The following is a 24,907-nucleotide window of genomic DNA, read 5'->3' as shown; positions in this document are numbered from 1 at the left end:
CGCGAGAGCGGGCGGGAGGGCCTTCGGCGTTCTCGGGGGCGGTTCAGCCCCAGCGCCAGGCGACGATGAGCAGCTGGGTGACGACGAAACCCGTGAAGAAGTTGAGCGCGAGGAAACGTCGCCAGCCGACGTTCGTCGACTCCGCGGTCTCGTCGGTCACCCCGAGGTGGCGCGCGACGAGCGCGGCGTAGAGGAGGGGCAGCGGGACGGCGAACACCGATGGCCACGGGCCGAATGCCACGAGCCCGGCGCTGAGCACGTAGAGGGCGATCGCGACGACGACGACCGGTCGTGCGCCGAGGACGGTCGCCACCGAGCCGATCCCGGCCGCGCGGTCGGCGCGCACGTCCTGCACGGCCCCGAACGCGTGGCTCGCGCACCCCCAGACGAAGAAGGCCGCGACGAGGAACCAGACGTCCTGCGGCACCGGCCGGTCGGCGAGCACGAGCCCGTAGACGGCGGGGGAGGCGAAGTGGGTGCTCGAGGTGAGGGAGTCGACCCCCGGGCGTTCCTTGAAGCGCAGGATCGGCAGGGAGTAGGCGAGGACGGCCGCCAGGCTCACGGCGAGGACGAGCGCGGCACGACCCGTGCCCTGCGGCACCAGCCACAGGACGAAGGGGACGGGCAGGAGCAGGCTGGCCCAGAGGACGAGGCGGAGCCGGCTGCGGGACAGGAGCGCGCCCTCGGCGCCGCCCTTGCGCGGGTTCTGCTCGTCGGAGTCGATGTCGAAGACGTCGTTCACCCCGTACATCAGCAGGTTGTACGGGACGAGGAAGAACAGCGTGCCCACGACGAGGCGGGCGTCGACGCCCCGCGCGAGCACGAGGTACGCGGCCGCGAACGGGAAGGCGGTGTTCACCCAGCTCAGCGGCCGGGAGGCCAGGACGATCTCGCGCAGCGCCCTCACCGGCGCCCCCGCAGCAGGTGCCACAGCGCGGGCAGGAGCACCAGCGCGACGAGCGGGTACCCGAAGTCCTCCACCGGGGCCCGGCCGATGCGCAGGCCGAGGAGCTGCTCGTTCCCGTACTCGAACAGCCCGGCCGAAATCATCACGTTGTCGAACACCGCCGTGAGGGTGAACATCACCGCTGCGGCCACGAGCGCCGCAGACCAGCGCACCGGGGGGCGGACGACGAGCGCGACGAGCACCGCGACCCCGAGGAAGATCGCGACGAGCACGAGGAAGGTCATCGGCGGTCCCCGAGCCAGCGGTGTGCGGCCGTCCACGCGACCATCGACGACAGGCACAGCAGGAGGAGGAAGAAGAGCTCCTCGACGGGGAAGTGCGGTGCGACGTCGATGCCCGACAGGTACGGGCCGTCACCCTTGACGAAGACCCCGAGCTCGATCCCGACGAGGTCCCACACGCTGAAGAAGAGGACACCGGCGACGAGGACGAGCAGCGCCGGTCGGGGCCGGTCGAAGACGAACAGTCGCCAGCGGTGGTCGATCGCCAGGGTCCCGGCGATGGAGGCCAGCAGCGCCAGCAGATAGAGCCACTGGGTCACGGCGACCACGTGCCGGTGAGCACCCGCCCGGTGAGGACGACCTTCGCCGGGGTGGGGACGTGGACCCGGTCGCCGAAGACGTCGTGGTCCGCCCGCTCGATCCGGTCGAGGATCCCCGAGTACAACGCGTAGGCCGTCGTCACGCAGCGTCGGGCCGCCGACGGCAGGTGGGGCAGGCCCGCGTCCGCCGCGCGGTAGAGCTCGCGGTTGCGGGCGATCTGCCCCCGCATGAACGCACGCCACGGCTCGTCGACCGCCAGACCGGCGCGATAACCGGCGGGGTCGACGCCGGCGGCGCGCAGCTCCGCCTGCGGCAGGTACACCCGGCCACGGCCGAGGTCCTCGCTGACGTCGCGCAGGAAGTTCGTCAGCTGGAAGGCCAGGCCGAGGGAGCGGGCGGGCCCGAGGGCGTGCGGGGAGGTCGCGCCGAGCACGGGGAGCATCATCTCGCCGATCGTCGCCGCGGAACCGTCCATGTACCCCAGGAGGTCGTCCCACGTCTCGTAGCGGGTCGTCGTCAGGTCCTGGCGCATCGCGCCGAAGAACCGGCGGAAGACGGATGGCGCGATGCCGGCGCGCTCGGCGGCGTCCGCCGCGACGGCGAGGACGGGGTCGTCGGTCGGTGCGCCGGCACGCACCTCCTCGAACCGCTGCTCCAGCGCCGTCAGGCGCTGCGCCGTCCCGGCGACGCGGCCGGGCGAGGTGGCCCCCGGGGAGTCGACGACGTCGTCGGCGGTCCGGCACAGCGCGTAGACGGCGTGCACCTGCCGGCGGCGCTCCTCGGGCAGCAGGCGTGCGCCCCAGTAGTACGTCGTCGCGTGCTGGCGGGTGATCGCCTCGGCCCGGCGGTGACCGGCCTCCAGGAGCGCGCTCATGCCCCGGTCCGCAGGTGCTGCTCGACGCGCTCGGCGGCCAGCCGGCCGCTCACCAGGACCATCGGGACACCGACACCGGGCGTCGTCGCCGACCCGGCGAACACCAGGCCCGGGGCCCGGCGATCGATGTTGTGCGGGCGGAACGGGCCGGTCTGGCCGAAGGTGTGGGCCAGGGCGAAGGGAGTCCCTGCAGCCAGGCCCCGAGCGGCCCAGTCGGCGGGCGTGTCCATGTGCTCGACGACGACGTCCGTCGGGTAGCCCTCGGCGTCGAGGAACTCCAGCAGCCGCTCCTTCATCGGGGCGCGCTCGCGGTCCCAGTCGATCCGCCCGTCGAGGTGCGGCACCGGCTCGAGGACGTAGAGCGAGGTGCACCCCTGCGGGGCGAGCCCCGGCTCGGTGAGGCTCGGGACGGACACGAGGCGGGAGGGGTCGGGCATGAGCTCGCGCCGGTCGATGAGCGCGTCGAACGCGCCCTCCCACTCGTGCCCGAAGTGGATGTTGTGGTGCTCGGTGCCGGGGCGGGGAGCACCCCGGACGCCGAGGTGCCAGACGACCGCCGACGGCGCGTACCGGGCCCGGCGGACCCGGCGGGGAGCACGCAGGTCGGGCAGGAGGTCGCGGTAGGCCAGGGGCAGGTCACGCGTGCAGACGACGGCGTCCGCGGGCACGAGCTCGCCGTCCCCGAGCAGCACGCCCGTGACGGCGCCCCCGTCGCCGCGGACGACGGCCGTCACCGTGCTCGACGTGCGGACGGTGGCGCCGGCGTCGACGAGCGCGTCGGCCATCACCTGGGGCACCCGGGAGATCCCGCCGACCGGGAAGTACACCCCGGCGATGCTGTCCATGTACGTGATGACGGCGTAGATCGCGAGGGCCTTCGACGGGGCGATGCCCGCGTACAGCGCCTGGAAGGTGAAGGCGCGGTGGAGTCGCTCGTCGGCGAAGCGCCGCGCGACCGCGGGACCGAGGCGGCCGAAGCCGCCGAGCCGCAGGAGGCGGGCGGCCGCAGCGGGGCGGGAGACGAGGTCGAGCACGGAGTCGAGGTTGCGGTCGATGAAGTTCGGCATCTCGACGTCGTGCAGCTGCGTGAGCCAGTCGACGAAGCCGTCGAACGCGGCCGCGTCCGCCGGTCCGCTGAAGCGCTCGATCTCGGTGCGCATGTCGGCGTGCGCCGAGCGGGTGCGCAGCTCGCTGCCGTCGGCGAAGCAGGACCGGTACGCCGGGTCCAGGCGCCGCACCTGAAGACGATCGGCCAGCCGGGAGCCGACCGCGGCGAGGGCGTCGTCGACGAGGCTCGGCATCGTCAGGACGGTCGGCCCGGTCTCGAACGTGAAGCCGGCGTCCTCGATCCACGCGGCCCGGCCGCCGACGGTCGCCTCCGTCTCGAGGACCGTCACCTCATGACCCGCGCCCCGCAGGTGGCACGCGGCGGACAGGCCCGCGAGCCCCGCCCCGACGACGACGACCCGACTCACGGCATGCTCCCGGCGATCTCGTGGGCGACCGTTTCCAGGTGCCCGCCCGCGGCCTCGGCGCGGGCGGGGTCGAGGACCTCGACCGCCTCGCCGATCAGGTGCTCGACCCGCTGCGCCACGGCCTGCCGCAGGCCGACTGCCTCGAGGTGGGCGGTCAGCTCGGCGACCTCGTCGGTGGCGAGCGCCCGCCCGCTGTCGGTGTCGAGGAGGGCGAGCCCGGCCGGGGGGAGGAGATCCCGGGCGAGCGCCAGCATCATCGTCTGCTTCCGGTCGCGCAGGTCGTCACCGACGGGCTTGCCGGTCCGCTCCGGATCGCCCCACACCCCCAGGGCGTCGTCGCGCAGCGCGAAGGCCTCCCCGACGAGCTCGCCGTACCGGGACAGCTCGCGCAGGACGTCGGGGGAGGCGCTGCCGAGGGTGCCGCCGAGCTCGAGCGGACGCTGGACGGAGTACCGGCCGGTCTTCAGGAGCGCGACCTCGCGGGCGCGGTCCAGGTCGCCGGGACCCGCGGCCGCGGCGAGCACGTCCTGCGCCTGGCCGTCGACGAGCTCGAGCACCATCTCGGCGAACCGGGCGTGGACGGGGGCCGGCAGGGGCGCGGCGAGGACGAGCGCACGGGCGTGCAGGAGGTCGCCCACGAGGACCGCGACGGACTCCGCGAACCGCTGCGGGTCGCCGACCCCGCCGTGGGCGCGGTGGGCCGCTGCCACGGCGACGTGGGTCGTCGGGATGCCGCGCCGGGTCGGGCTCTCGTCCATGACGTCGTCGTGGACGAGGGCGAAGGTGTGCAGCAGCTCCAGCGCGGCGCCGAGCCGGACGAGGTCGGCGGGCTCGGTCGTTCCCGGGGCCGCGGCGTAGGCCCAGCCGGCCCACGCGAGGCCCGGACGGATCCGACCCCCGCCGGAGGCCACCTGCCGGGCCGCCAGGCCCGCGATCGACGTGCCGTCGAGGAGCGGCTCCCGCCGCTCGCCGTCGCCGTGCTCGAGGGTGCGCAGGGCCAGCTCGACGCAGCGCTCGACGTGGTCGGCCGGCACGGCGGGCGCCTGGGCCGGCCGGGCGGGTGGAGCGAGCAACATGGCGTCGATCATTCCACAGTGGAAGCAGTCGGATCGTGGAAGATCCGCCCGCGGGTCAGGCTGCACAGGAGGCGCTCGCCAGGCCCCTGCCGCGCCCAGTGGAGGCGGCAGGTGTGGAACGTCCGCCGGACGCGGGCCGCCATCGCGGCGCGGGAGCCGAACGCGCGCCCCTCGACCGAGACGCGCAGCGCGGGGGTCCATCGGACGCGTGCCAGCGGGCCGAGGGCGAACGCGAGGTCGAGGTCGTCGTGGACGAGGGGGTCGTCGCGGCGGACGACCTCCGACGCCGCGCGCCACGCGCAGGTGCGGATCGCCATGTTCGAGCCCCACAGCGGCGGGTGCCCCATCGACCACCCGACCGCGCGCAGCGGCAGGTGGTAGGCGAGCGCGGCGAGCAGCCCGCGCAGGCCCGGGATGTCGTAGAAGGTCCCCGGGCCGGTGACGGCGTGGACCCGGGGGTCGGCGAGCTCCCGAAGGGCCGTCTCGACCCAGTCGGGGGCGGGGCGGGAGTCGGCGTCGAGCCTGGCGATGACGGTACCGCGGGCCTCGTCGTACCCGGCGGCGGAGGCTGCGCCGACCCCGCGACGGGGCTCCCGGACCACCCGCGCCCCGGCTCCGCGGGCGAGGGCGGCCGTCGCCTCGTCGGCGGCGCCGGGGGAGTTGTCGACGACGATCACCTCGTCGGGTGCTCGGGTCTGCGCGGCCAGCGCGGCGAGGCAGCCCTCGAGGGCGGGGGCGTCGTCGAGCACGGGGATGACGACGCTGACCGTCGGCCGTCCGGGGCCGGGTGTCACGCCGGGCCACCCCCGGGGCGGCCGTCGTCGCGGCGCGCGATCGGCAGAGCGAGCAGCGCCCCGCCGAACGTCCCCACGACCAGGTCGCCGATCGTGTCGTCGTAGCCGACGCCGATCGCGCGCGAGAGGTAGGTGTGGCCCGCCCACTCGCCGACCTCCCACAGCAGGCTGAGGAACGCGGCGAGGCCCAGCAGGTGCCACAGGAGCGCGACGACGGGCATCCCGCGCTCGCCCGGGCTGGAGACGACGACGAGCCGCCAGACGAGGACCGCCGCCGCGGCCGTCCCGACCGCGTGCGCCGGGAGGTCGAGCCACCCGACCCGCTGGTAGAGGCCCGTCACCGCCGCCCACGCCACGGCGAGGAAGACGAGCTGGCAGGCAGCGTCGGTGGCGACGGGCAGGACGAGGGCCCGCAGGAGCATCGCCGCCCCGAGGACGAGGAAGAGGCAGGCCGCCGAGGGCAGGCCCGCCACCCACCAGGCGAGCGGGACGCTCAGCGCCGCGACGACCCGGAGGCCGTCCGTGGGCCACCACCGTCGCTGGGCGCGTTCCCACGCGGACCGGGCCGAGGACATGCCGGACAACCTAGGCGACGGTGGGGCGGGGGCGCGCGCGACGGTGCCCGTGCTGCCTACCCTGTTCCCGGGCCACGAGGCCCGACGGGAAGGAGCGGACGATGGACGAGGGGACCGGCGACGCCCGGCGGGCGGCGGAGGAGCGCGTCTGCGAGGCCGTCCGGGTGCTCTCGCTCGCGATCGACCGCTACGTCACCGAGGTCTCGCGGGTCCTGGGGGTCCCGGCCCGGGACGTGCACGCCATGGGCGTCGTCAAGGGGTGGCCGGGCGCCTCGATCGGTCCTCGCGAGCTCGGTCGGGAGCTCGGGGTCTCCGCGCCGGCGACGACCGCGCTCGTCACGCGGATGACCGGCAGCGGGCACGCCCAACGCTCCGAGCACGGGGTCGACGGCCGCCGGGTGGACGTCCGGCTCACGCCGTCGGGGGAGGACGCCTCGCGTCGCTGCTTCGCCCCGCTCACCGAGCAGATGCGCTCGGTGCTCGCCGAGCTCGACGACGACACCCTCGCGGTCGTCGCCGACGTCATCACCCGGCTGCACGAGGCCGCGCACCGCACCTCACCTGCGCCGATGCGCACGCCGTAGGCTCGCTGCATGACGACGACGCGGCAGGAGACCGACTCGATGGGTGCCGTCGAGGTCGAGGCGAGCCGGTACTGGGGGGCCCAGACGGAGCGGAGCATCCACAACTTCCCGATCGGACGGGACACCTTCGTCTGGGGCCGGCCGATCGTGCGCGCGTTCGGCATCCTCAAGAAGGCCGCCGCTGAGGCCAACGGCGAGCTCCGCGAGCTCGACCCGAAGCTGGCGGCGCTCATCGTGCGGGCCGCGGACGAGGTCATCGCGGGCGACCTCGACGACCACTTCCCGCTCGTCGTCTTCCAGACCGGCTCGGGCACCCAGAGCAACATGAACGCCAACGAGGTCATCGCCAACCGGGCGATCGAGCTCGCCGGCGGGGTGATGGGCAGCAAGACGCCCGTCCACCCCAACGACCACGTCAACCGCGGCCAGAGCAGCAACGACACCTTCCCCACGGCGATGCACATCGCGACGGTCCTCGAGATCCACGAGCGCCTGCTGCCCGACGTCGGACGGCTGCGCGGGACGCTCGCGGCGAAGTCGGAGGAGTACGCCGACGTCGTCAAGGTCGGGCGGACCCACCTCCAGGACGCCACGCCGATCACGCTGGGCCAGGAGATCGGTGGCTGGGTCGCCCAGCTCGACTACGCCCTCGACCAGGTGCGGGCCGCCGCGGAGGGGCTGCTCGACCTCGCCATCGGCGGGACCGCCGTCGGGACGGGCCTCAACGCCCATCCGGGGTTCGGCGCGCTCGCCGCCGAGCGCATCGCCGAGCAGACCGGGCACCCGTTCCGCACGGCGCCGAACGCCTTCGCCGCGCTGTCGGCGCACGACGCGCTCGTCCAGACCTCGGCCGCGCTGCGCACCCTGGCCGGCGCGCTGATGAAGATCGCCAACGACGTCCGCTGGCTCGCGTCCGGGCCGCGCAACGGCATCGGCGAGATCACGATCCCCGCGAACGAGCCGGGCAGCAGCATCATGCCGGGCAAGGTGAACCCGACCCAGTGCGAGGCGCTGACGATGGTGGCGACCCGGGTGTTCGGCAACGACGCGACGGTGGCCTTCGCGGGCAGCCAGGGCAACTTCCAGCTGAACGTCTACAAGCCGGTCATGGTCCATGCGGTGCTCGAGAGCATCCGGCTGCTCGCCGACTCGTGCCTTGCCTTCGACGAGCACTGCGCACACGGGATCGAGCCCAACCTGCCGCGGATCGAGGCCAACCTCGAGTCGAACCTCATGCAGGTCACGGCCCTCAACCGACACATCGGCTACGACGCGGCGGCCACGATCGCCAAGCACGCCCACGCGCGCGGCCTCTCCCTGCGGGATGCGGCGATCGAGCTCGGGACGGTGAGCGCGGAGGACTTCGACCGCTGGGTCGTCCCGCTCGACATGACCCACCCCTGACCTTCGAGGGCGTCGACGACGGTCGGCGCGCGACGGGAGGCCGGCCCGGCGCGCCGCGGATCAGTCGAGGCGGCGTCGAGCCACGTGCTGGTGGGCCAGACGACGCATCGCCGCGACGATCGGGTCGGTGAGGACGGTCCCCGCGGTCGCGACACGAACGGCGTCGCTCGCGTCGCCGCTGGTCAGCGCGAGGTCGACGTCGGCCTCCGCGATCGTCGCGCACCCGTCCGCCATCGCCGTGAGCTGGTCGGCGCCGACCGGTATCCCGGCGGTGCGCGCCGCCTCGAGCGCACCGGTGAGGTCGTGCAGCGCGGGGGTGTCGGGGTCGATCGTCCAGCCGAGACCGGCGACGAACCGGCGCGCCTCGTCGGAGACCTCGTGGTCCCGGTGGCGGGAGGGGAGCGCGCCGTGCGCGATGCCGAGCAGCTCGCTCCGACGCTGCGGCGGGTCGTCGACGACCGCGACGATCCGCCGTGCGTCGGCGATCGACAGGCCGGCCGCGTCGACGAGCGCGCGCACGAGGCGGAGCCGGTCGAGGTGGCCCGCGCTGTAATCGGCCCGTGTGCGCGTCACCGGTGTACCGGGCGGCAGCAGACCCTCGCGCAGGTAGTACTTCACGGTCGCGACCGGCAGGTTCGCAGCCTCGGCCAGCTCCGACAGCGTCATCGGCCCTCCTTCACGGTTGACAGGGATAGTGCCACTCTCCACCATTGGATAGTATCGCTATCCAACTCGTAGGGGTGTGTGATGTCCGTCCGCCAGCAGTGGACCCACGACCACGAGGGTCCGCTCGCCCTCTTCCTCGTCGGCCTGCCGACCCGCCAGCCGTGGCGACCCGACCGGTGGGTGCGCCGCACCCTCCCCGCGGCCACCGGGGCGGTGGTGCTGGAGCGGCGCGGCCGGACGGCGCGCGAGCGGCTGGGCGGGGTGGCGTCCTGATGGCGCCTCTCGTCGTCCTCGTCGCCGTGAGTCTCGTCGCGCGGGCGGCTGGAGCACTTGGCGTGCCCGGCGTCGGATCGTGGGCGTCGGCGATCGCGGTGGGCCTCTCGGCGATGTTCCTCCTCACCGCGTCGGTCCGGCTAAATCCTCGACGCCGGGCAGGGCTCGTCGCGATCGTCCCGCCGGGGATGCCCGCACCGGGGGCGCTCGTCGCGCTCACCGGCGCGTTCGAGGTCGCCGGAGCCGTGGGTCTTCTCGTCCCGCCGTCGCTGGCCGGATGGGTGCGACCGGTGACCGCGGTCTGCCTCGGCGTCCTCCTGCTTGCAATGTTCCCGGCGAACGTGCGTGCTGCACGAGGGGTGCGTCACCCGGATGCGCCGTCGACGCCGTTGGTGCGGAGGGCCGCGATCCAGACCGTCTTCGTCCTTGCCTGCGTCGTCGTGGCGGCGGGGTGACGGACGCCTGACGGGGTACAAGGCTCAGCCGGCGCCGTTCTGCTCCTCCTGCTGCGCGGCGTGCCGGGCAAGGACCTCGGTCAGCTTGTTCGCGCCGGCGATGACGGTGGCCGCGTGGAGGCGGCCAGGCTGACGCGACAGGCGCTCGATCGGTCCCGAGATCGAGACCGCGGCGATGACCCGACCGCTGGGGGAGCGGACGGGGGCCGAGACCGAGGCGACGCCCGCCTCGCGCTCACCGACGCTCTGCGCCCAGCCGCGGCGGCGCACGCCCGAGAGCATCGTCGCGGTGAAGGCCGCGCCCTGCAGGCCACGGTGGAGGCGGTCGGGCTCCTCCCACGCGAGGAGGACCTGGGCCGCGGACCCCGCGTGCATCGTCAGCGTCGCCCCGACGGGGATGGAGTCGCGCAGCCCGATGGGCCGCTCGGCGGCGCTGACGCACACGCGCTGCTCCCCCTGGCGGCGGAAGAGCTGGGCGGACTCGTTCGTGTGGTCCCGCAACGCGCCCAGCACGGGCCCGGCGGCGGCGAGGAGGCGGTCCTCGCCGGCGGCCGCGGCGAGCTCTCCCAGGCGCGGGCCGAGGACGAACCGGCCCTGCATGTCGCGGCCGACGAGGCGATGGTGCTCGAGCGCGACCGCGAGCCGGTGCGCCGTCGGACGCGCCAGACCCGTGGCCGTGACGAGCTGGGCGAGGGTCGACGGGCCCGCCTCGAGCGCACCCAGCACGACCGCCGCCTTGTCGAGAACGCCGACGCCGCTTCCGCTGTCCATGGGGTGATACTGCGATCTCAGACGGTGAGACGCAAGTCCACGGGCTGAAATGTCGTGCGAATCTCACGGAGGGTCCCCACGACCGGGCCCGATCCCGGTGCCGCCCGACCGTCGCGGCGCCTCGTCCGCAGGAAGGTGACCGCCGATGGCCGGCACGCTGGCAGAGAAGGTGTGGGACGCCCACGTCGTCCGACGCGCGCAGGGGGAGCCTGACCTCCTGTACATCGACCTCCACCTCCTCCACGAGGTGACCAGCCCGCAGGCCTTCGACGGTCTGCGCCTGGCCGGGCGCCCCGTGCGTCGGCCTGACCTGACCCTCGCGACCGAGGACCACAACGTCCCGACGACGCCGGGCCCGATCGCGGACCCGATCAGCCTCACCCAGGTCGAGACGCTGCGCGCGAACTGCGCCGAGTTCGGCGTGCCGATCCGTCCGATGGGCGACGTCGACCAGGGCATCGTCCATGTCGTCGGCCCCCAGCTCGGTCTCACCCAGCCCGGCATGACGGTCGTCTGCGGCGACAGCCACACGAGCACGCACGGCGCGTTCGGCGCGCTCGCCTTCGGCATCGGCACCTCCGAGGTCGAGCACGTCCTCGCCACCCAGACCCTTCCGCTCAAGCCGTTCCGGACGATGGCGATCACCGTCCAGGGCACCCCGCCCCCGGGCGTCGGCGCCAAGGACATCGTCCTGGCGGTCATCGCGAAGATCGGCACCGGCGGTGGCCAGGGCTACGTCCTGGAGTACCGCGGCGAGGCCATCGAGGCCCTGTCGATGGAGTCCCGGATGACGGTGTGCAACATGTCGATCGAGGCCGGTGCGCGCGCCGGGATGATCGCCCCCGACGAGACGACCTTCGAGTACCTGCGCGGCCGTCCGCACGCCCCGCAGGGTGCCGACTGGGACGCCGCCGTGGCGGAGTGGCGCACGCTGCGCAGCGACGACGACGCGACCTTCGACGCGGAGGTCGTCATCGACGCCTCTCAGCTCACCCCGTTCGTCACCTGGGGCACGAACCCGGGTCAGGGCCTGCCGCTCGGTGCGGCGGTGCCCGACCCGGAGGCGATGGGTGACGAGAACGAGAAGGCCGCCGCCCGGCGCGCGCTCGAGTACATGGGCCTGACCGCCGGGACCCCGCTGCGCGAGATCGCCGTCGACACGGTCTTCGTCGGCTCCTGCACCAACGGGCGGATCGAGGACCTGCGCGAGGTCGCCGAGATCCTGCGCGGCCGGAGGGTCGCCGACTCCGTGCGGATGCTCGTCGTCCCCGGCTCGGCCCGGGTCCGTATCCAGGCCGAGGAGGAGGGGCTCGGCGCCGTGTTCGACGCCGCCGGGGCGGAGTGGCGCCTTCCCGGCTGCTCGATGTGCCTGGCGATGAACCCCGACAAGCTCACGCCCGGCGAGCGCGCCGCGTCGACGAGCAACCGCAACTTCGAGGGCCGGCAGGGCCCCGGCGGCCGGACGCACCTCGTCAGCCCCGCCGTCGCCGCCGCCACCGCCGTGCGCGGCACCCTGGCCAGCCCGGCCGACCTCGACCCGGTCGACGCGACCGCCTGAGCAGGAGGAGCCACCGTGGAGAAGTTCACGACGCACACCGGGATCGGCGTCCCGCTGCGCCGCAGCAACGTCGACACCGACCAGATCATCCCCGCCGAGTACCTCAAGCGGGTCACCCGGACCGGCTTCGAGGAGGGCCTCTTCGCCGCCTGGCGGGGCGACCCGACGTTCGTCCTCAACGACCCCGCGTACGCCTCCGGCTCCGTGCTCGTCGCCGGACCGGACTTCGGCACCGGCTCCTCCCGCGAGCACGCGGTGTGGGCCCTCACCGGCTACGGCTTCCGCGTCGTCGTCTCGTCCCGGTTCGCCGACATCTTCCGCGGCAACAGCTCGAAGGCCGGACTGCTCGCGGCGCAGGTCACCCAGGACGACGTCGAGCTGCTGTGGAAGCGGCTGGAGTCCGAGCCGGGTGCCGAGATCACCGTCGACCTCGAGTCCAAGCAGATCACCTGCGGCGACCTCGTGTGCCCGTTCGAGGTCGACGACTACACCCGCTGGCGGCTGCTCGAGGGGCTCGACGACATCGGTCTCACGCTGCGCCACGTCGACGCGATCGACGCCTTCGAGGCCTCCCGCCCCGCGCACAAGCCGGCGACCGTCCTCGACTGAGGATCTGCCGGGACCGTTCTGCGAGACGCGTTCCCCGAAACCGTGGACGGCCGCCGGTCCACGGACTACGGTCGCCGGGAGCGACCCGTCCGGTTCGGCGGGTGACCGCCGCCCAGCAACGGAGCTGACGTGAACAAGGCAGAGCTCATCAAGGCGCTCGAGGCCCGCCTGGGCAGCCGCCGCCTGGCTGCGGAGGCGCTCGAGGTCGTCCTCGACGCGATCGTGCGGGAGGTCGCCCGCGGCGGCCGCGTGTCGATCACCGGCTTCGGCACCTTCGACCAGGTGCAGCGCGCGCCGCGGACCGGTCGGAACCCGCGCACCGGGGAGGCCGTGCCGATCCCGACGACGCTCGTCCCGCGGTTCCGCGCGAGCGACAGCTTCAAGGACTACGTCGCCGACCCAGCGTCGCTCCCGGAGTCGGCGCCGGCCGTCGTGCGCGCGGCGCCGGGCACGGCCCGACGGTCCACGGCGACGGAGGGTGCGGCCGAGGCGCCCCGCGGATGATCGGGCCGCGGCGCCCTCCCGGCGGGCGGACCGGGCGACGGTCGATGCCGGGCACCTACCGCGTCGTCGCGGCGATCCTCGCGCCCGTCGTACGGGCGCTCGTCCGCCGCAGCTACCGGGGTCTGGAGCACGTGCCTCCCGAGGGCCCCGCCCTCGTCTGCGTCAACCACATCGGAGCGTTCGACCCGCTCTGCTTCGCCCTGGCCCTCTGGGACAACGACACCCCGGCGCTCTTTCTCGGCAAGGCCGGGATCGTCCGGGCGCCCGTCGTCGGCCCCATCCTCCGGTCCGCGGGGATCGTCCCCGTCGACCGCGAGACCAGCCGTGCGGACGAGGCGTTCGGCGCGGCGGTCACGCTCCTGCGGCGGGGCCGGGTCATCGGCATCTACCCCGAGGGGAGCTTCACCCGCGACCCGGACCTGTGGCCGATGCGAGGGAAGACCGGCGCCGCCCGGCTCGCGCTGAAGACCCGTGCCCCCGTCATCCCGGTCGCGCAGTGGGGCGCGCAGGACGTCGTCATGCCCTACGCGCGGCGCCTGCCCCGGTTCCTGCCCCGCCGCACCATCCACGTCCACGCAGGTCCGGCCGTCGATCTGTCGGACCTGTACGGTCGAGAGGTGACACGCGAGGTGGCGAACGAGGCGACGGACCGGATCATGGCGGCCATCACGGCGCTCCTCGAGGAGGTCCGCGGCGAGAGCGCCCCCGCCGTCCGCTTCGACCCGAAGGCCCACGGGCTGCCCGCGATCGGCCGGTACGACCGGACCGCCGCCCGACGCGAGGCCCGTCGATGACACGGGCGGCCGTCTACGGGACGGGTAGCTGGGGGACCGCCTTCGCGACCCTCCTCGCCGACGCGGGCGCAGACGTGACGATGTGGGGGCGTCGGGCCGCGGTCGTCGACCAGATCAACGCCGGGTGCAACGAGGCGTACCTGCCCGACCACCGGCTTCCGGCGGGGATCCGGGCGACGACCGACCCGGCCGCGGCCGCCGAGGGCGCGGACCATGTCGTGCTCGCCGTCCCGAGCCAGACGCTGCGCGACAACCTCGGGCGCTGGGGCGGTGCCATCCCCTCGGACGCCTCCGTCGTGTCGCTGATGAAGGGCGTCGAGCTCGGGACGACCCGCCGGATGAGCGAGGTCATCACCGAGGTCGCGGAGGTGGAGCCGGAACGGGTCGTCGTCGTCTCCGGCCCCAACCTGGCGCGGGAGATCGTCGAGCGGCACCCGGCCGCATCGGTCGTCGCGTGCGTCGACGACGAGCGGGCCGAGGCGGTGGCCGCCGCGTGCGCCACGCAGACCTTCCGCCCGTACACGACGACGGACGTCGTCGGCGCCGAGATCGGGGGCGCCGTGAAGAACGTCATCGCGCTCGCCGTCGGCATCGCCGAGGGCCTGCACATGGGCGACAACACGAAGGCGACGATCATCACCCGTGGCCTGGCGGAGACGACGCGTCTCGGCGTGGCGCTCGGGGCGCAGCCGATGACCTTCGCCGGGCTCGCCGGCGTCGGGGACCTCATCGCGACGTGCATGTCGCCGCTCTCGCGGAACCGGACGTTCGGGGTCAACCTCGGCCGGGGGATGACGGTCGAGGAGGTCGTCGCCGTGACTCGGCAGACCGCCGAGGGTGTGAAGTCCTGCGGGTCGATCCTGCAGCTCGCCCGGGAGCACGACGTCGACGTGCCGATCACCGAGCAGGTCGTCGAGGTCGTGCACCACGGGCTCGGGGCGCGGGAGGTCGTCGCGCGGCTGCTCGGCCGGGCGCGGAAGGCCGAGACCGACGGGCTGGAGGCCTAGGGGACCGGATGTGACCCCCTACGCGGCCTCCAGGGCCGCGGCCAGGTCCGCCCACAGGTCCTCGACGTCCTCGATGCCGACGGACAGGCGCAGCAGGCTCGTCGGGGTGGTCGTCGGCTCCCCGGGCTGGCGCCGTCGCCGCTCGATCTGCGACTCCACCCCGCCGAGGCTCGTCGAGGGCACCCAGAGCCGGGTCGTGGCGGCCACCGCCTCGGCGATCGCGCCGGTCTCGTCGGCCGGGTCGCCGACCTCGATCGAGATGATCCCGCCGGTGCCGGGGTAGCGGCTGCGCCGGACCGACGGGTGCTCCGCGAGCCGTTGCGCGATGACGGCGGCGTTCGCGCAGGCCCGCTCGAAGCGGACGGCCAGCGTGCGCACGCCGCGCAGCGCCAGCCACGCCTCCATCGGGCCCGGGACGGCGCCACCGAGCGTCCGGCGGGTGTGCAGGCGCTGCAGCAGGGCGTCGTCCCGGGTCACCGTCGCCCCGAGGAGGACGTCGGAGTGCCCCGCGAGGTACTTCGTCGCGGAGTGGACGACGACGTCGACCCCGTCCGCCAGGGGCCGGGCGCCGAGCGGGGTCGCGAAGGTGTTGTCGGCGGCGGTACGGACCCGCAGCGCCCGCGCCGCGGTGGCGAGCGCGGGCAGGTCGGCGACCTCGAGGAGGGGGTTGGTCGGGCTCTCGACCCACAGCAGGTCCGCGCCGGGCAGGGCGGCCAGGACCGCCTCGGTGTCGGCGACGTCGACCCAGCGCACGACCGCACGGCCGCTCGCCTCGGCCTCCCGCAGCCAGGCGACCGTGCCGTTGTACGAGCCCCGCGGAGCGACCACCGTCCCACCCTGCGGCACGAGGGAGAGGACGGCGTCGACCGCGGCCATCCCCGAGGCGAAGGAGAGCGCCGACCCGCCCTCGAGCTCGCCGAGGACGTCCTCGAACGCGGTCCACGTCGGGTTGCCGAACCGGGCGTAGGAGACCGGCCCGTCCTGGACGTACGTCGACGTGAACGTCACCGGCTCGGTGAGCGGGGCACCTGCCCGGGGGTCCGGTCGGCCGCCGTGCACGAGCCGGGTCGCCGGTCGCGGCGTCGGGTCCGGCGCGCCCCCGGCGCGTGCTGGATCGCTCATGGCCGCTCACCGTAGCGGTGCCGGTCGCGGCGTAGGCTCCGTGCGGTGACCGACCAGACCGATCCCCGCCGTCCTCGCGTCGCCGTCGTCTTCGGCGGTCGGTCGAGCGAGCACCCCGTGTCCTGCTCGACGGCGGCCGGCGTCCTGTCCGCGATCGACCGCGAGCGGTTCGACGTCGTGCCCATCGGCATCGCCAAGGACGGCTCGTGGCTCCTCGTCGCCGACGACCCCGAGCCCCTCCGGCTCACCGCGACGCACACCCCCGAGGTCACGCACTCCGGCACCGAGGTGATCCTCCCGACGAGCGCCTCCGACCGCGAGCTCGTCGTCCACGAGCCCGGCGAGGTCCCGCGCGCCTTCGGCGAGGTCGACGTCGTGCTCCCGCTCCTGCACGGCCCGTACGGCGAGGACGGGACGATCCAAGGCCTCCTGGAGCTGTCCGACACGCGGTACGTGGGATCCGGCGTCCTCGCGTCGGCGGCCGGGATGGACAAGCACTACATGAAGGTCGTCTTCGAGGGCGCGGGGCTGCCGGTCGGCCCGTACGAGGTCATCACCGACGCCCGGTGGACCCGCGACCGGGACGGGGCGCTCGCCTCCCTGGACCACCTCGCTGCGCCGCTCTTCGTCAAGCCGTGCCGGGCGGGCTCGTCGATGGGGATCACGAAGGTCGACGACCCCAGCGACAGCGCCGCGCTCGTCGCGGCGGTCGAGGAGGCCCGTCGGCACGACCGCAAGGTCATCGTCGAGCAGGGGATCGCCGGCCGTGAGGTCGAGTGCGCGGTCCTCGAGGCCCGCGACGGTGGGCGCCCGCGCACCTCCGCGCTCGGGGAGGTCGTCGTCGAGGCGGGCGGTGCCCACCAGTTCTACGACTTCGAGGCCAAGTACCTCGACATGACCGGCATCCGGCTCGACTGCCCGGCCGACCTGCCGGAGGACGTCACGGCCCGGGTCCAGGACCTGGCCGCCCGGGTCTTCGAGGCGCTCGGCTGCGAGGGGCTCGCCCGGGTGGACTGCTTCGTCACGTCCGAGGGGGAGGTCGTCGTCAACGAGGTCAACACGATGCCCGGGTTCACCCCGACGTCGATGTACCCGCGGATGTGGGCGCAGAGCGGGCTGCCCTACCGCGAGCTCATCACCGAGCTGCTCGAGCTCGCCCTCGAGCGGCCGACCGGCTTGCGCTGACCCCTCAGACGCAGGCCCGACCGGTCGTCGGCAGGGCCTTCGCGGCCTCGGTGAACGCCGGGGCGAGCAACGGCGCGGGCCCGTGCTCCGCCGGGACGAGGACCTCGATCGCCGGTGACCGCCCGTACGTCGTCAATGCGACGCCGTCGGTGAGCTCGCGGGCGACCCAGTCGACACCGTCGGCGCTGACGCAGGGGTCGGTCGTCGGGGCGGGGGAGGGGACGCCGCACCGCGCGACGACGGCCGGGTCGCCCCACGCCACGGTGGTCGCGTCGCCACCCCGGGTCTCGACGCGCGGGGCCCCGCCGACCGTGTCGGGCCACAGGCCGGCCGCCCGGGCGCACGCCGGGTCACCTGCCTGCGGTGCGGGTGCGACCTGGACCCCGCGGCTGCAGCCGGCGACGGCCGGCAGCACGAGCAGCACGGCCCCGAGGGCCGCTCCGAGGGCGGGCAGGGGACGCAGCGGCATGAGCGTTAGCGTGCCACCTCGGGACCGAGCGTCGCTGAAGGAGGTGGGCCGCGGTGGCTGTGGACGACCGCCCACGGGTCGTGGGAGACCTGGACGAGCGCGGGCTGCTCGAGCTCGTCCTGCCCCGGACGGGGACGGGCAGGGGCGTGCCGGGGGTTGTCGTCCCGGCGGGGGACGACGCGGCCGTCCTCGTCGGGGCCGAGCCGCTCGTCGCCACGACGGACACCCTCGTGCGCGGGAGCGACTGGCGCGACGACTGGTCGACCGGGGACGACGTCGGCCACAAGGCGATCGCGCAGAACGCGGCGGACGTCGCGGCGATGGGCGGGCGCTGCGCCGGCTTCCTCCTCACGCTGGCCGCCGACCCGGACACCTCGCTCGACTGGGTCCTCGCGCTCGCCGACGGCATCGGGCAGGGCGCGGCCCGGGCGGGCGCTCCCGTCGTCGGGGGCGACCTCAGCTCGGCGCCAGCCGGGGTGCTCATCGTCTCGGTGACCGCCCTCGGTGCCCTCGACGGCCCGGCGGTGACCCGGGCCGGAGCCCGACCGGGCCACCGGCTCGCGCTCGCGGGGACGCTCGGGAGGTCGGCCGCCGGGCTCGAGCTCCTCGTCGGTGGCGTGCTCGCCGCCGACGAGCGGTCGGTCGCCGCGGAGTGCCTGGCGCTCCACCGCAGGCCGACGCCGCCCCTGGCGGCCGGACCGGCCGCCGCCGCCGCCGGCGCGAGCGCGATGATCGACCTCTCCGACGGGCTCGCCCGCGACGCCCACCGGGTGGCCCGAGCGAGCGGTGTCGCCCTCGTCCTCGACCCGGCCGCCGTCGCCGTGCACGCCGACCACGTCGCGCAGGCCGTGGGGCGGTCCGCGGCGCGACGGTGCGTCCTCACGGGGGGCGAGGAGCACAGCCTCCTGGCGGCCTTCCCGCCCGACGCTCAGATCCCCCCGCCGTTCGCCGTCGTCGGCGAGGTCGTCGCCGGTCACGGGGTGCGCCTGGGCGACGTCGACCTGCCCGATGCGGGGTGGGACCACTTCGCGCCGTGAGCGTGGCCGATGCCGCCCGGGAACGGCCGGAGCCGGTCACCCCGCGACGGGGTGACCGGCTCCGGGCCGAGCGGCGCAGGGGTCAGCGCTTGACCTTGCCCGCCTTGATGCAGGAGGTGCAGACGTTGAGGCGCTTGGGCGTGACGCCCTTGTCACCGACGAGCGCGCGCACCCGCTGGATGTTCGGGTTCCAGCGTCGCTTCGTGCGACGCTGCGAGAACGAGACGTTGTGACCGAAGCTCGGTCCCTTGCCGCAGACGTCGCAGTTGGCAGCCACGGGGATCTCCTGATGATGTGTAGGTCGTGCAGGTCTGGTGCGCCGGGCCGCCCGCGAGCGGGGGACCGACCGTGACGATCGGGCCTCGTGCGCACCGCGGCCGAGGGCAGGGCGCCACCGGGCAACCGGTCAAGCGTAGCCGAGGACGGTGCGCCGGGCCAAAACGAACGGCCCTGGCACTAGCCTGCACCCGTGCTCACCCACCTCGACGGCCCGGCCGCCCGGCAGTGGGCCGTCCTCACGCGGGCGGCCCTGGCCGCCCGTCGCGCCGAGATCGACGCGCTCAACGTCTACCCCGTGCCCGACGGCGACACGGGCACGAACCTCTACCTCACGTACGACGAGGCGCTCGCCGTCGTCCGCAACGAGAACGAGCGGCGGGGCGTGCTCGGACAGCTGTCGGCCGCGCAGGAGGCGAACGCCCTCGCCCGGGCCATGCTCCTCACGGCTCGTGGCAACTCCGGGGTCATCCTCAGCCAGATCGTCGCGGGGTTCGCCCAGGCCCTCGCCGAGGCCGACACCGGGGACGAGCGCGGGAACGACGCCAAGGCGGTGGCGGCGGGCTTCGCCAGGGGCGCCATCCTCGCCAGGGCGGCGGTGCGCCAGCCCGTCGAGGGAACGATCCTGTCCGTCCTCGACGCCTGCGCCGGGGCCGCCGGGGCCGTCGCCGCGGACGGCGGTGACCTCCGGCGGCTGTGCCACGAGGCGGTCGTGGCCGCGACCCGTGCGCTCGAGCGGACCCCCGAGCAGCTCCCCGTCCTCGCCGACGCAGGCGTCGTCGATGCCGGGGGCGCCGGCCTGCTCGTCCTCGTCGAGTCCCTCGACTGCCTCGTCCAGGGCGAGGCCGCACGGGCCCGCTACCGGCTCGACGACGTGATCCTCAACATCGAGCTCGCCCGGCGCACCGAGTGGGGGCCCGTGCCCGCCACGACGGACCCCACCCGCGCCGTGCGCGACCTGCGCCCGCCGGCCGCGCGGACGCGCGAGGTCGACGTCCCCCGCTTCGAGGTGATGTACCTCCTCGAGAGCCGCGACCAGGACGCGGTGGAGGCGCTGCGCGCCCGGCTCGACGAGATGGGGGACAGCGTCATCGTCGCCGGGACCGAGCCCACGTGGAGCGTCCACGTCCACCTCGACGACGCCGGCGCCGCGATCGAGGCCGGCATGGACGCGGGTCGACCCAGCCGGATCCGCGTCACCGTGCTCGACACCGACGGCGAGCCGGCCGCACCGACCGACGACCCGGCGCACGGGCTCGACGACCCCGCTCGGGAGGCACCCGGTCGGGCGGGCTCGGACGTCGGACCCGGCGGCCCTCTCGGTGTCGTCGCCTGCTCCGTCGGGCCCGGGACCGACGAGATCCACCAGCGGTGCGGTGCGATCCCCGTCCGGTCGGGGCCGGGACGCCGCGCCTCGGTGGGGGAGCTGCTCGACGCGGCCCGGCGGACGGGGGCCTCGACGGTGCTGCTCCTGCCCAACGACCGGGAGACCCGACTGGCGGCCGACGCAGCGAGGACACGAGCCGCCGAGGAGGGTCTCGAGATCGTCGTCCTCGAGACGCGCACCGCGGTGCAGGTGCTCGCCGCCCTGGCCGTGTACGAGCCCGACGACGAGGCCGGCACGAACGTCGTGCGGATGACCCGTGCGCTCGCCGGTACGCGCCACGGCGGCGTGACGACCGCGGTCACCGACGGGTTGACGACCGGCGGGCCCTGCCGGGTCGGGGACGTGCTCGGCATCGTCGGCGGGGACATCGTCATCGTCGGCGACGACCTCGTCACCGTCGCGGGGCAGGTCATCGACAGCCTGGCGCGGGGCGGCGGTGAGCTCGTCACGCTCCTCGTCGGGGACGGGCTCGCCCCCGAGGACGCCGAACGGATCAGCGGACGGGCCTGCCGCACGCACCCGGGGATCGAGGTCGACGTGCTCCGGGGGGGCCAGGCGCACTACCCGTTGCTCGTCGGGGTGGAGTGAGCCGTGGCGGGCCTGGCCACGCCGCTGAAGGGTCTGGTCGGTGGGACGACCGCCGGGTCCCTGCTGCGCGAGCGGGGGATCGCGACGGTCGGTGACCTCCTCGACCTCCTCCCGGTGCGCTACCTCGGGCACGAGGCACACCTGTCCGGTCTCGTCGTCGGCGACCAGGTCGTCGTCGTCGCCCGGGTCAAGGCGGCCACGACCCGTCGGATGCAGAAGCGCCGCGGGACGATGCTCACCGCGACGATCACCGACGGCACCACGGACATCGACATCACCTTCTTCGACGCCCGCGCCCACGAGCACAAGCTCCTCCCCGGCGCCCGGGCGCTCTTCGCGGGGCAGGTGAGCGAGTACCGCGGCCGCCTGCAGCTGGCCCACCCCGGGTACACCATCCTTCCCGAGGAGCTCTCCGAGGCCGAGGTCGCCCAGCGGGGGCCGATCCCTGAGTACCCGTACGTGAAGAAGCTCCACAACTGGACGCTGGCCGAGTGCGTCCGTCTCGTCCTCGACCACCTCGACGACCTGCCAGACCCGCTGCCGGACGAGGTGCGCGCGGCCCACGACCTGCCGGACCTCACGACGACCTACCGGTGGCTGCACCGGCCCGACGACCTGCACCAGGTCGAGCGCGCTCGCGAGCGGCTGCGGATGGAGGAGGCCCTCGTCCTGCAGACCGTCCTCGGCCGACGGCGGCGGGCCCGGGAACGGGAGACGACCCGTCGCCGAGCCGCCGGGTCGCACGGCCTCCTCGCCGCGTTCGACGCCCGGCTGCCCTTCGAGCTCACGGCCGGGCAGCGGGAGGTCGCGGCGACGCTCGCCGCCGAGATGGACCGGCCCACCCCGATGCACCGGCTGCTCCAGGGGGAGGTCGGCTCCGGCAAGACCGTCGTCGCGCTGCGGGCGATGCTCGCGGCGGTCGAGGCAGGCGGGCAGGCCGCGCTGCTCGCCCCGACCGAGGTCCTCGCGATCCAGCACCACCGCTCGATCACCGCCATGCTCGGACCGCTCGCGGAGGGCGGCATGCTCAGCTTCGGCGACGAGGCCGACGCGTCGACCCGGGTCGTCCTGCTCACCGGCTCGATGCCCCGGCGGGCGCGATCGGCGGCCCTGACGGAGATCGCCGCCGGGACCGCCGGGATCGTCGTCGGGACCCACGCGATCTTCCAGGACGTCGTCGAGTTCCACGACCTCGCGCTCGTCGTGGTCGACGAGCAGCACCGGTTCGGGGTCGAGCAGCGCGAGGCCCTGCGGGCCAAGGGCGCCGAGCCGCCGCACGTCCTCGTCATGACGGCCACCCCCATCCCGCGGACCGTCGCGATGACCGTCTACGGCGACATGGAGACCTCCGTCCTGCGGGAGCTGCCCCGTGGCCGCCAGCCGATCACCACGCACGTCGTCCCGGCGGAGAAGCCGGCGTGGGTCGACCGGACGTGGGAGCGGGTCGGCGAGGAGGTGGCCGCCGGCCACCAGGTCTACGTCGTCTGCCCGCGCATCGGCGACGACGGCGACGACGAGCAGCCGACCGGACCGGCCGAGGACGCTCCCGCGCTCGCGCCCCCGGCCGCGGTCCTCGACACGGTCGCAGAGCTGCGCGCGCACCCGGCCCTGGCCGGACGCCGGATCGAACCGATGCACGGCAGGCTCCCCGCGGACGAGAAGGACGCGACGATGTCCGCCTTCGCCGCCGGGGACGTCGACGTCCTCGTCTCGACGACGGTGATCGAGGTCGGGGTCGACGTCGCCAACGCGACGGTCATGGTCGTCCGGGACGCCGACCGCTTCGGGATCAGCCAGCTGCACCAGCTGCGCGGGCGGGTCGGCCGAGGGGGCAACGCCGGGCTGTGCCTGCTCATGACCGGCAGCGAGGTCCCGGCCTCACGGGAACGCCTCGAGGCGGTCGCGGCGACCACCGACGGCTTCGAGCTCGCCCGGGTCGACCTCACCCAGCGGCGCGAGGGCGACGTGCTCGGCGCTGCCCAGAGCGGCCGACGCAGCCGGATCCGGTACCTGCGCCTCACGCAGGACGAGGAGATCATCGCGGCGGCCCGGGAGCACGCGACGGCGCTGCTCGCGGCCGACCCCGACCTGGCGCACCACCCGGTGCTCCGCGAGAGGATCGAGCACTGGCTCGACGACGAGCGGGCCGCGTTCCTGGAGAAGGGCTGAGCAGTGACGAGGATCATCGGGGGTGCTCTCGGGGGGCGTCGGATCGCCGCCCCACCAGGCGCCGGGACCCGTCCGACGAGCGACCGCGTGAGGGAGGCGATCTTCTCGGCGCTCGAGGCGCGGATCGAGCTCGACGGGGTGCACGTGCTCGACCTCTACGCGGGGTCCGGGGCCCTCGGGCTGGAGGCCGCCAGCCGGGGGGCGGCGCGGGTGGTGCTCGTCGAGCACGACCGCCGGGCCGCCGCGACGATCCGCCGGAACGTCGCCGACCTGGGGCTCGACGGGGTCGTGACCGTCGCGGCGCGCGCGGTGTCGGCCGTGCTCGACGGCCCGCCCGCCGACGCCGACCTCGTATTCCTCGATCCTCCCTACGACGTGGGTGAGGACGTCCTCGCGGGAGTCCTCGCCGCCCTCGCCGCGGCCCACCTCACGCCCGAGGCGGTGGTCGTCGTCGAACGATCGTCGCGGTCGCCCGAGCCCACGTGGCCCCCGGGGGTGCATCGGACGGGGGACCGGACCTACGGGGAGACCCGGGTCTGGTACGCGCAGGCGTCGGCGCCGCCGGACCCCGATGGCACGATGGGCCCATGACCACGATCCAGGACATCCCTCGCCCGACGAACGGCGACGTCGTCGAGCTCATCCTTGCCGACCACCGCCTCTTCGAGTCGCTGCTGCGCGAGCTGCGCGACGACACGAGCGACCGTGAGGCCGCCCGGCAGGCGTTCGCCGAGCTGCACGTCGCCCACGCCCTGTCCGAGGAGTCGGAGGTCTATCCCCGGCTCGAGCGCAAGGACGCGATCAGCGACCACGAGGAGGAGCACGGCAGGGAGGAGCACGCCGAGGGTCACGAGGCGCTGCTCGCCCTCCTGGAGTGCGTGGGCACCGACACCCAGAAGTTCGAGGACGCGCTCGAGGAGCTGGCCACGGCGGTCAACCACCACCTGGCCGAGGAGGAGACCTCGATCCTCAACCCTGCGCGTTCCGAGGTGTCCGAGGCCGACCGCCGGGCCCTGGGCGAGCGGTGGCTCGCCGCGCGCAACGAGAAGCTCGCGCAGGGGTGCGCCTCGGTCGAGCAGGTGCGCGCCATCGTCAAGAAGGCCTACGGCGAGGACCTCCTTCCGGCCGACGACGAGGAGTGAGCCGCGACGTGGTCGACGCCGCCCGGCGCTGCGTCTGTCCCGGCTCCTACGACCCCGTGACCGCCGGCCACGTGGACGTGATCGCCCGCGCGGCCCGGCTCTACGACGAGGTGGTCGTCGCCGTGCTGCACAACCCCGCGAAGACGGGGACCTTCACCGTGCCCGAGCGGATCGAGCTCCTTCGCGCCGACCTCGCCGACGCGGGGGTGGAGAACGTCCGCCTCGAGGCCTTCGCGAACCGGCTCCTCGTCGACGTGTGCCGTGACGTCGAGGCGGCGGTCGTCGTCAAGGGTCTGCGCGGGGGTACCGACTTCGCGTACGAGCTGCCGATGGCCCTGATGAACCGCCACCTCTCCGGTGTCGAGACGGTGTTCCTGCCCGGGGACCCCCAGTTCGAGCACGTCTCGAGCTCGCTGGTCAAAGAGGTCGCGCGCTTCGGCGGGGACATCACCGGCCTGGTGAGCGAACGGGTGAGGGCAGCCCTCACCCGTCGGCTCGCGGAGCACGCCTGAGTGCCTCGCACGCTGCCCATCCCGGCCCGGCCCGCGCGATTGGTCCGCGCCGCCCCGCTCCGGTAGCATCGTGCGTCGGTCTGCGCCCAGCA

General features: G+C 74.5%; 29 protein-coding genes. 16 read left to right on the top strand and 13 right to left on the bottom strand.

The genetic code is table 11. The features are described from left to right. Positions 1 to 43: 43 nt before the first annotated feature. Genes DAA34_RS11760 through DAA34_RS11725 form a run of 8 tightly spaced genes read right to left on the bottom strand, consistent with a single transcriptional unit; the run spans position 44 to position 6,303 of the window. Entirely contained in the window at positions 44 to 907 is an 864-nt protein-coding gene (locus tag DAA34_RS11760; protein ID WP_325027795.1) for a prenyltransferase, read from the bottom strand. Continuing rightward, positions 904 to 1,191: a lycopene cyclase domain-containing protein gene (locus tag DAA34_RS11755; protein ID WP_106820156.1), complete on the bottom strand. Its 288-nt coding sequence runs from the start codon at positions 1,189 to 1,191 to the stop codon at positions 904 to 906. Before DAA34_RS11755 ends, DAA34_RS11760 begins: the two co-directional genes overlap by 4 nt. Then, positions 1,188 to 1,508, bottom strand: a complete 321-nt coding sequence (locus DAA34_RS11750) for a lycopene cyclase domain-containing protein (protein ID WP_234354232.1) — start codon at positions 1,506 to 1,508, stop codon at positions 1,188 to 1,190. The genes DAA34_RS11755 and DAA34_RS11750 overlap by 4 nt, the downstream gene beginning before the upstream one ends. Beyond that, positions 1,505 to 2,383 (bottom strand): phytoene/squalene synthase family protein, encoded by an 879-nt coding sequence (locus tag DAA34_RS11745; protein ID WP_106819546.1) that lies wholly within the window; start codon positions 2,381 to 2,383, stop codon positions 1,505 to 1,507. The genes DAA34_RS11750 and DAA34_RS11745 overlap by 4 nt, the downstream gene beginning before the upstream one ends. Further along, positions 2,380 to 3,858 (bottom strand): phytoene desaturase family protein, encoded by a 1,479-nt coding sequence (gene crtI, locus DAA34_RS11740; RefSeq protein WP_106819544.1) that lies wholly within the window; start codon positions 3,856 to 3,858, stop codon positions 2,380 to 2,382. Before crtI ends, DAA34_RS11745 begins: the two co-directional genes overlap by 4 nt. Beyond that, positions 3,855 to 4,934 carry a polyprenyl synthetase family protein gene (locus DAA34_RS11735; RefSeq protein WP_158707726.1) on the bottom strand — a complete coding sequence of 360 codons (1,080 nt, stop codon included), beginning with the start codon at positions 4,932 to 4,934 and terminating at the stop codon, positions 3,855 to 3,857. The genes crtI and DAA34_RS11735 overlap by 4 nt, the downstream gene beginning before the upstream one ends. Positions 4,935 to 4,942: 8 nt before the next feature. Next, on the bottom strand, positions 4,943 to 5,728 hold the full coding sequence (locus DAA34_RS11730; RefSeq protein ID WP_106819540.1) for a glycosyltransferase: 786 nt from the start codon (positions 5,726 to 5,728) through the stop codon (positions 4,943 to 4,945). Then, positions 5,725 to 6,303: a hypothetical protein gene (locus tag DAA34_RS11725; RefSeq protein WP_106819538.1), complete on the bottom strand. Its 579-nt coding sequence runs from the start codon at positions 6,301 to 6,303 to the stop codon at positions 5,725 to 5,727. Before DAA34_RS11725 ends, DAA34_RS11730 begins: the two co-directional genes overlap by 4 nt. Positions 6,304 to 6,404: 101 nt before the next feature. On the opposite strand from DAA34_RS11725, the gene DAA34_RS11720 reads away from it, so the two are divergent. Both DAA34_RS11720 and fumC read left to right on the top strand, forming a co-directional pair. Beyond that, positions 6,405 to 6,887, top strand: coding sequence for a MarR family winged helix-turn-helix transcriptional regulator (locus DAA34_RS11720; protein ID WP_106819536.1), 483 nt, complete (start codon positions 6,405 to 6,407; stop codon positions 6,885 to 6,887). A 9-nt stretch (positions 6,888 to 6,896) separates the two neighbouring features. Further along, positions 6,897 to 8,291, top strand: coding sequence for a class II fumarate hydratase (gene fumC / locus DAA34_RS11715; RefSeq protein WP_106819534.1), 1,395 nt, complete (start codon positions 6,897 to 6,899; stop codon positions 8,289 to 8,291). A gap of 60 nt (positions 8,292 to 8,351) precedes the next feature. Here the strand turns inward: fumC and DAA34_RS11710 are convergent, their stop codons facing one another. Continuing rightward, positions 8,352 to 8,957 (bottom strand): MerR family transcriptional regulator, encoded by a 606-nt coding sequence (locus DAA34_RS11710; RefSeq protein WP_158707725.1) that lies wholly within the window; start codon positions 8,955 to 8,957, stop codon positions 8,352 to 8,354. An 81-nt stretch (positions 8,958 to 9,038) separates the two neighbouring features. Between DAA34_RS11710 and DAA34_RS11705 the strand changes: the two genes are divergently transcribed. Next, positions 9,039 to 9,230 carry a hypothetical protein gene (locus DAA34_RS11705; protein WP_106819530.1) on the top strand — a complete coding sequence of 64 codons (192 nt, stop codon included), beginning with the start codon at positions 9,039 to 9,041 and terminating at the stop codon, positions 9,228 to 9,230. Beyond that, a complete protein-coding gene (locus tag DAA34_RS11700; protein WP_106819528.1) occupies positions 9,230 to 9,685 on the top strand; it encodes a DoxX family protein in 456 nt (151 codons plus the stop codon). The genes DAA34_RS11705 and DAA34_RS11700 overlap by 1 nt, the downstream gene beginning before the upstream one ends. Positions 9,686 to 9,709: 24 nt before the next feature. Here DAA34_RS11700 and DAA34_RS11695 read toward each other — a convergent pair whose 3' ends face one another. Continuing rightward, complete coding sequence (locus tag DAA34_RS11695; protein ID WP_106819526.1) at positions 9,710 to 10,456, bottom strand: IclR family transcriptional regulator; 747 nt, start codon at positions 10,454 to 10,456, stop codon at positions 9,710 to 9,712. Positions 10,457 to 10,601: 145 nt separating this feature from the next. Here DAA34_RS11695 and leuC point away from each other — a divergent pair, with 145 nt between their 5' ends. The 5 genes from leuC (at position 10,602) to DAA34_RS11670 (ending at position 14,928) form a co-directional block, all read left to right on the top strand. Then, positions 10,602 to 12,014, top strand: coding sequence for a 3-isopropylmalate dehydratase large subunit (gene leuC, locus DAA34_RS11690; protein WP_106819524.1), 1,413 nt, complete (start codon positions 10,602 to 10,604; stop codon positions 12,012 to 12,014). A 15-nt stretch (positions 12,015 to 12,029) separates the two neighbouring features. After that, positions 12,030 to 12,623 (top strand): 3-isopropylmalate dehydratase small subunit, encoded by a 594-nt coding sequence (gene leuD / locus DAA34_RS11685; protein ID WP_106819522.1) that lies wholly within the window; start codon positions 12,030 to 12,032, stop codon positions 12,621 to 12,623. Positions 12,624 to 12,752: 129 nt separating this feature from the next. Beyond that, positions 12,753 to 13,127: an HU family DNA-binding protein gene (locus DAA34_RS11680; RefSeq protein ID WP_106819520.1), complete on the top strand. Its 375-nt coding sequence runs from the start codon at positions 12,753 to 12,755 to the stop codon at positions 13,125 to 13,127. A 44-nt stretch (positions 13,128 to 13,171) separates the two neighbouring features. Then, positions 13,172 to 13,921 carry a lysophospholipid acyltransferase family protein gene (locus tag DAA34_RS11675; RefSeq protein WP_106819518.1) on the top strand — a complete coding sequence of 250 codons (750 nt, stop codon included), beginning with the start codon at positions 13,172 to 13,174 and terminating at the stop codon, positions 13,919 to 13,921. Next, positions 13,918 to 14,928, top strand: a complete 1,011-nt coding sequence (locus tag DAA34_RS11670) for an NAD(P)H-dependent glycerol-3-phosphate dehydrogenase (protein WP_106819516.1) — start codon at positions 13,918 to 13,920, stop codon at positions 14,926 to 14,928. The genes DAA34_RS11675 and DAA34_RS11670 overlap by 4 nt, the downstream gene beginning before the upstream one ends. 18 nt (positions 14,929 to 14,946) lie before the next feature. Here DAA34_RS11670 and DAA34_RS11665 read toward each other — a convergent pair whose 3' ends face one another. Beyond that, on the bottom strand, positions 14,947 to 16,050 hold the full coding sequence (locus tag DAA34_RS11665; protein ID WP_106819515.1) for a trans-sulfuration enzyme family protein: 1,104 nt from the start codon (positions 16,048 to 16,050) through the stop codon (positions 14,947 to 14,949). Positions 16,051 to 16,095: 45 nt separating this feature from the next. On the opposite strand from DAA34_RS11665, the gene DAA34_RS11660 reads away from it, so the two are divergent. Next, the gene (locus tag DAA34_RS11660; protein ID WP_106819513.1) at positions 16,096 to 17,235 is read left to right on the top strand and encodes a D-alanine--D-alanine ligase family protein; all 1,140 of its coding nucleotides are present in this window, start codon (positions 16,096 to 16,098) and stop codon (positions 17,233 to 17,235) included. Between the two features lie 4 nt (positions 17,236 to 17,239). Here the strand turns inward: DAA34_RS11660 and DAA34_RS11655 are convergent, their stop codons facing one another. Further along, a complete protein-coding gene (locus DAA34_RS11655; RefSeq protein WP_106819511.1) occupies positions 17,240 to 17,704 on the bottom strand; it encodes a DUF3515 family protein in 465 nt (154 codons plus the stop codon). A 53-nt stretch (positions 17,705 to 17,757) separates the two neighbouring features. On the opposite strand from DAA34_RS11655, the gene thiL reads away from it, so the two are divergent. Next, complete coding sequence (thiL, locus tag DAA34_RS11650; protein ID WP_234354231.1) at positions 17,758 to 18,741, top strand: thiamine-phosphate kinase; 984 nt, start codon at positions 17,758 to 17,760, stop codon at positions 18,739 to 18,741. An 82-nt stretch (positions 18,742 to 18,823) separates the two neighbouring features. On the opposite strand, the gene rpmB is transcribed toward thiL, so the two are convergent. Next, the gene (gene rpmB / locus DAA34_RS11645) at positions 18,824 to 19,018 is read right to left on the bottom strand and encodes a 50S ribosomal protein L28 (protein WP_106819509.1); all 195 of its coding nucleotides are present in this window, start codon (positions 19,016 to 19,018) and stop codon (positions 18,824 to 18,826) included. A gap of 192 nt (positions 19,019 to 19,210) precedes the next feature. Here rpmB and DAA34_RS11640 point away from each other — a divergent pair, with 192 nt between their 5' ends. From DAA34_RS11640 to coaD, 5 genes are read left to right on the top strand one after another with little or no spacing between them, the layout of a single operon-like run. Next, positions 19,211 to 20,992, top strand: a complete 1,782-nt coding sequence (locus tag DAA34_RS11640) for a DAK2 domain-containing protein (protein WP_106819507.1) — start codon at positions 19,211 to 19,213, stop codon at positions 20,990 to 20,992. Between the two features lie 3 nt (positions 20,993 to 20,995). After that, entirely contained in the window at positions 20,996 to 23,161 is a 2,166-nt protein-coding gene (locus DAA34_RS11635; protein ID WP_106819505.1) for an ATP-dependent DNA helicase RecG, read from the top strand. A gap of 3 nt (positions 23,162 to 23,164) precedes the next feature. Then, the gene (rsmD, locus tag DAA34_RS11630; RefSeq protein WP_106819503.1) at positions 23,165 to 23,752 is read left to right on the top strand and encodes a 16S rRNA (guanine(966)-N(2))-methyltransferase RsmD; all 588 of its coding nucleotides are present in this window, start codon (positions 23,165 to 23,167) and stop codon (positions 23,750 to 23,752) included. Then, a complete protein-coding gene (locus DAA34_RS11625) occupies positions 23,749 to 24,303 on the top strand; it encodes a hemerythrin domain-containing protein (protein WP_106819501.1) in 555 nt (184 codons plus the stop codon). Before rsmD ends, DAA34_RS11625 begins: the two co-directional genes overlap by 4 nt. Continuing rightward, positions 24,300 to 24,815, top strand: a complete 516-nt coding sequence (gene coaD, locus DAA34_RS11620; RefSeq protein WP_234354230.1) for a pantetheine-phosphate adenylyltransferase — start codon at positions 24,300 to 24,302, stop codon at positions 24,813 to 24,815. Before DAA34_RS11625 ends, coaD begins: the two co-directional genes overlap by 4 nt. Positions 24,816 to 24,907 lie beyond the last annotated feature (92 nt).

The sequence above is a fragment of the Janibacter massiliensis genome (assembly GCF_900289115.1).
Classification (GTDB): domain Bacteria; phylum Actinomycetota; class Actinomycetes; order Actinomycetales; family Dermatophilaceae; genus Janibacter_A; species Janibacter_A massiliensis.
This window is presented reverse-complemented; position numbering and strand designations above follow the sequence as displayed.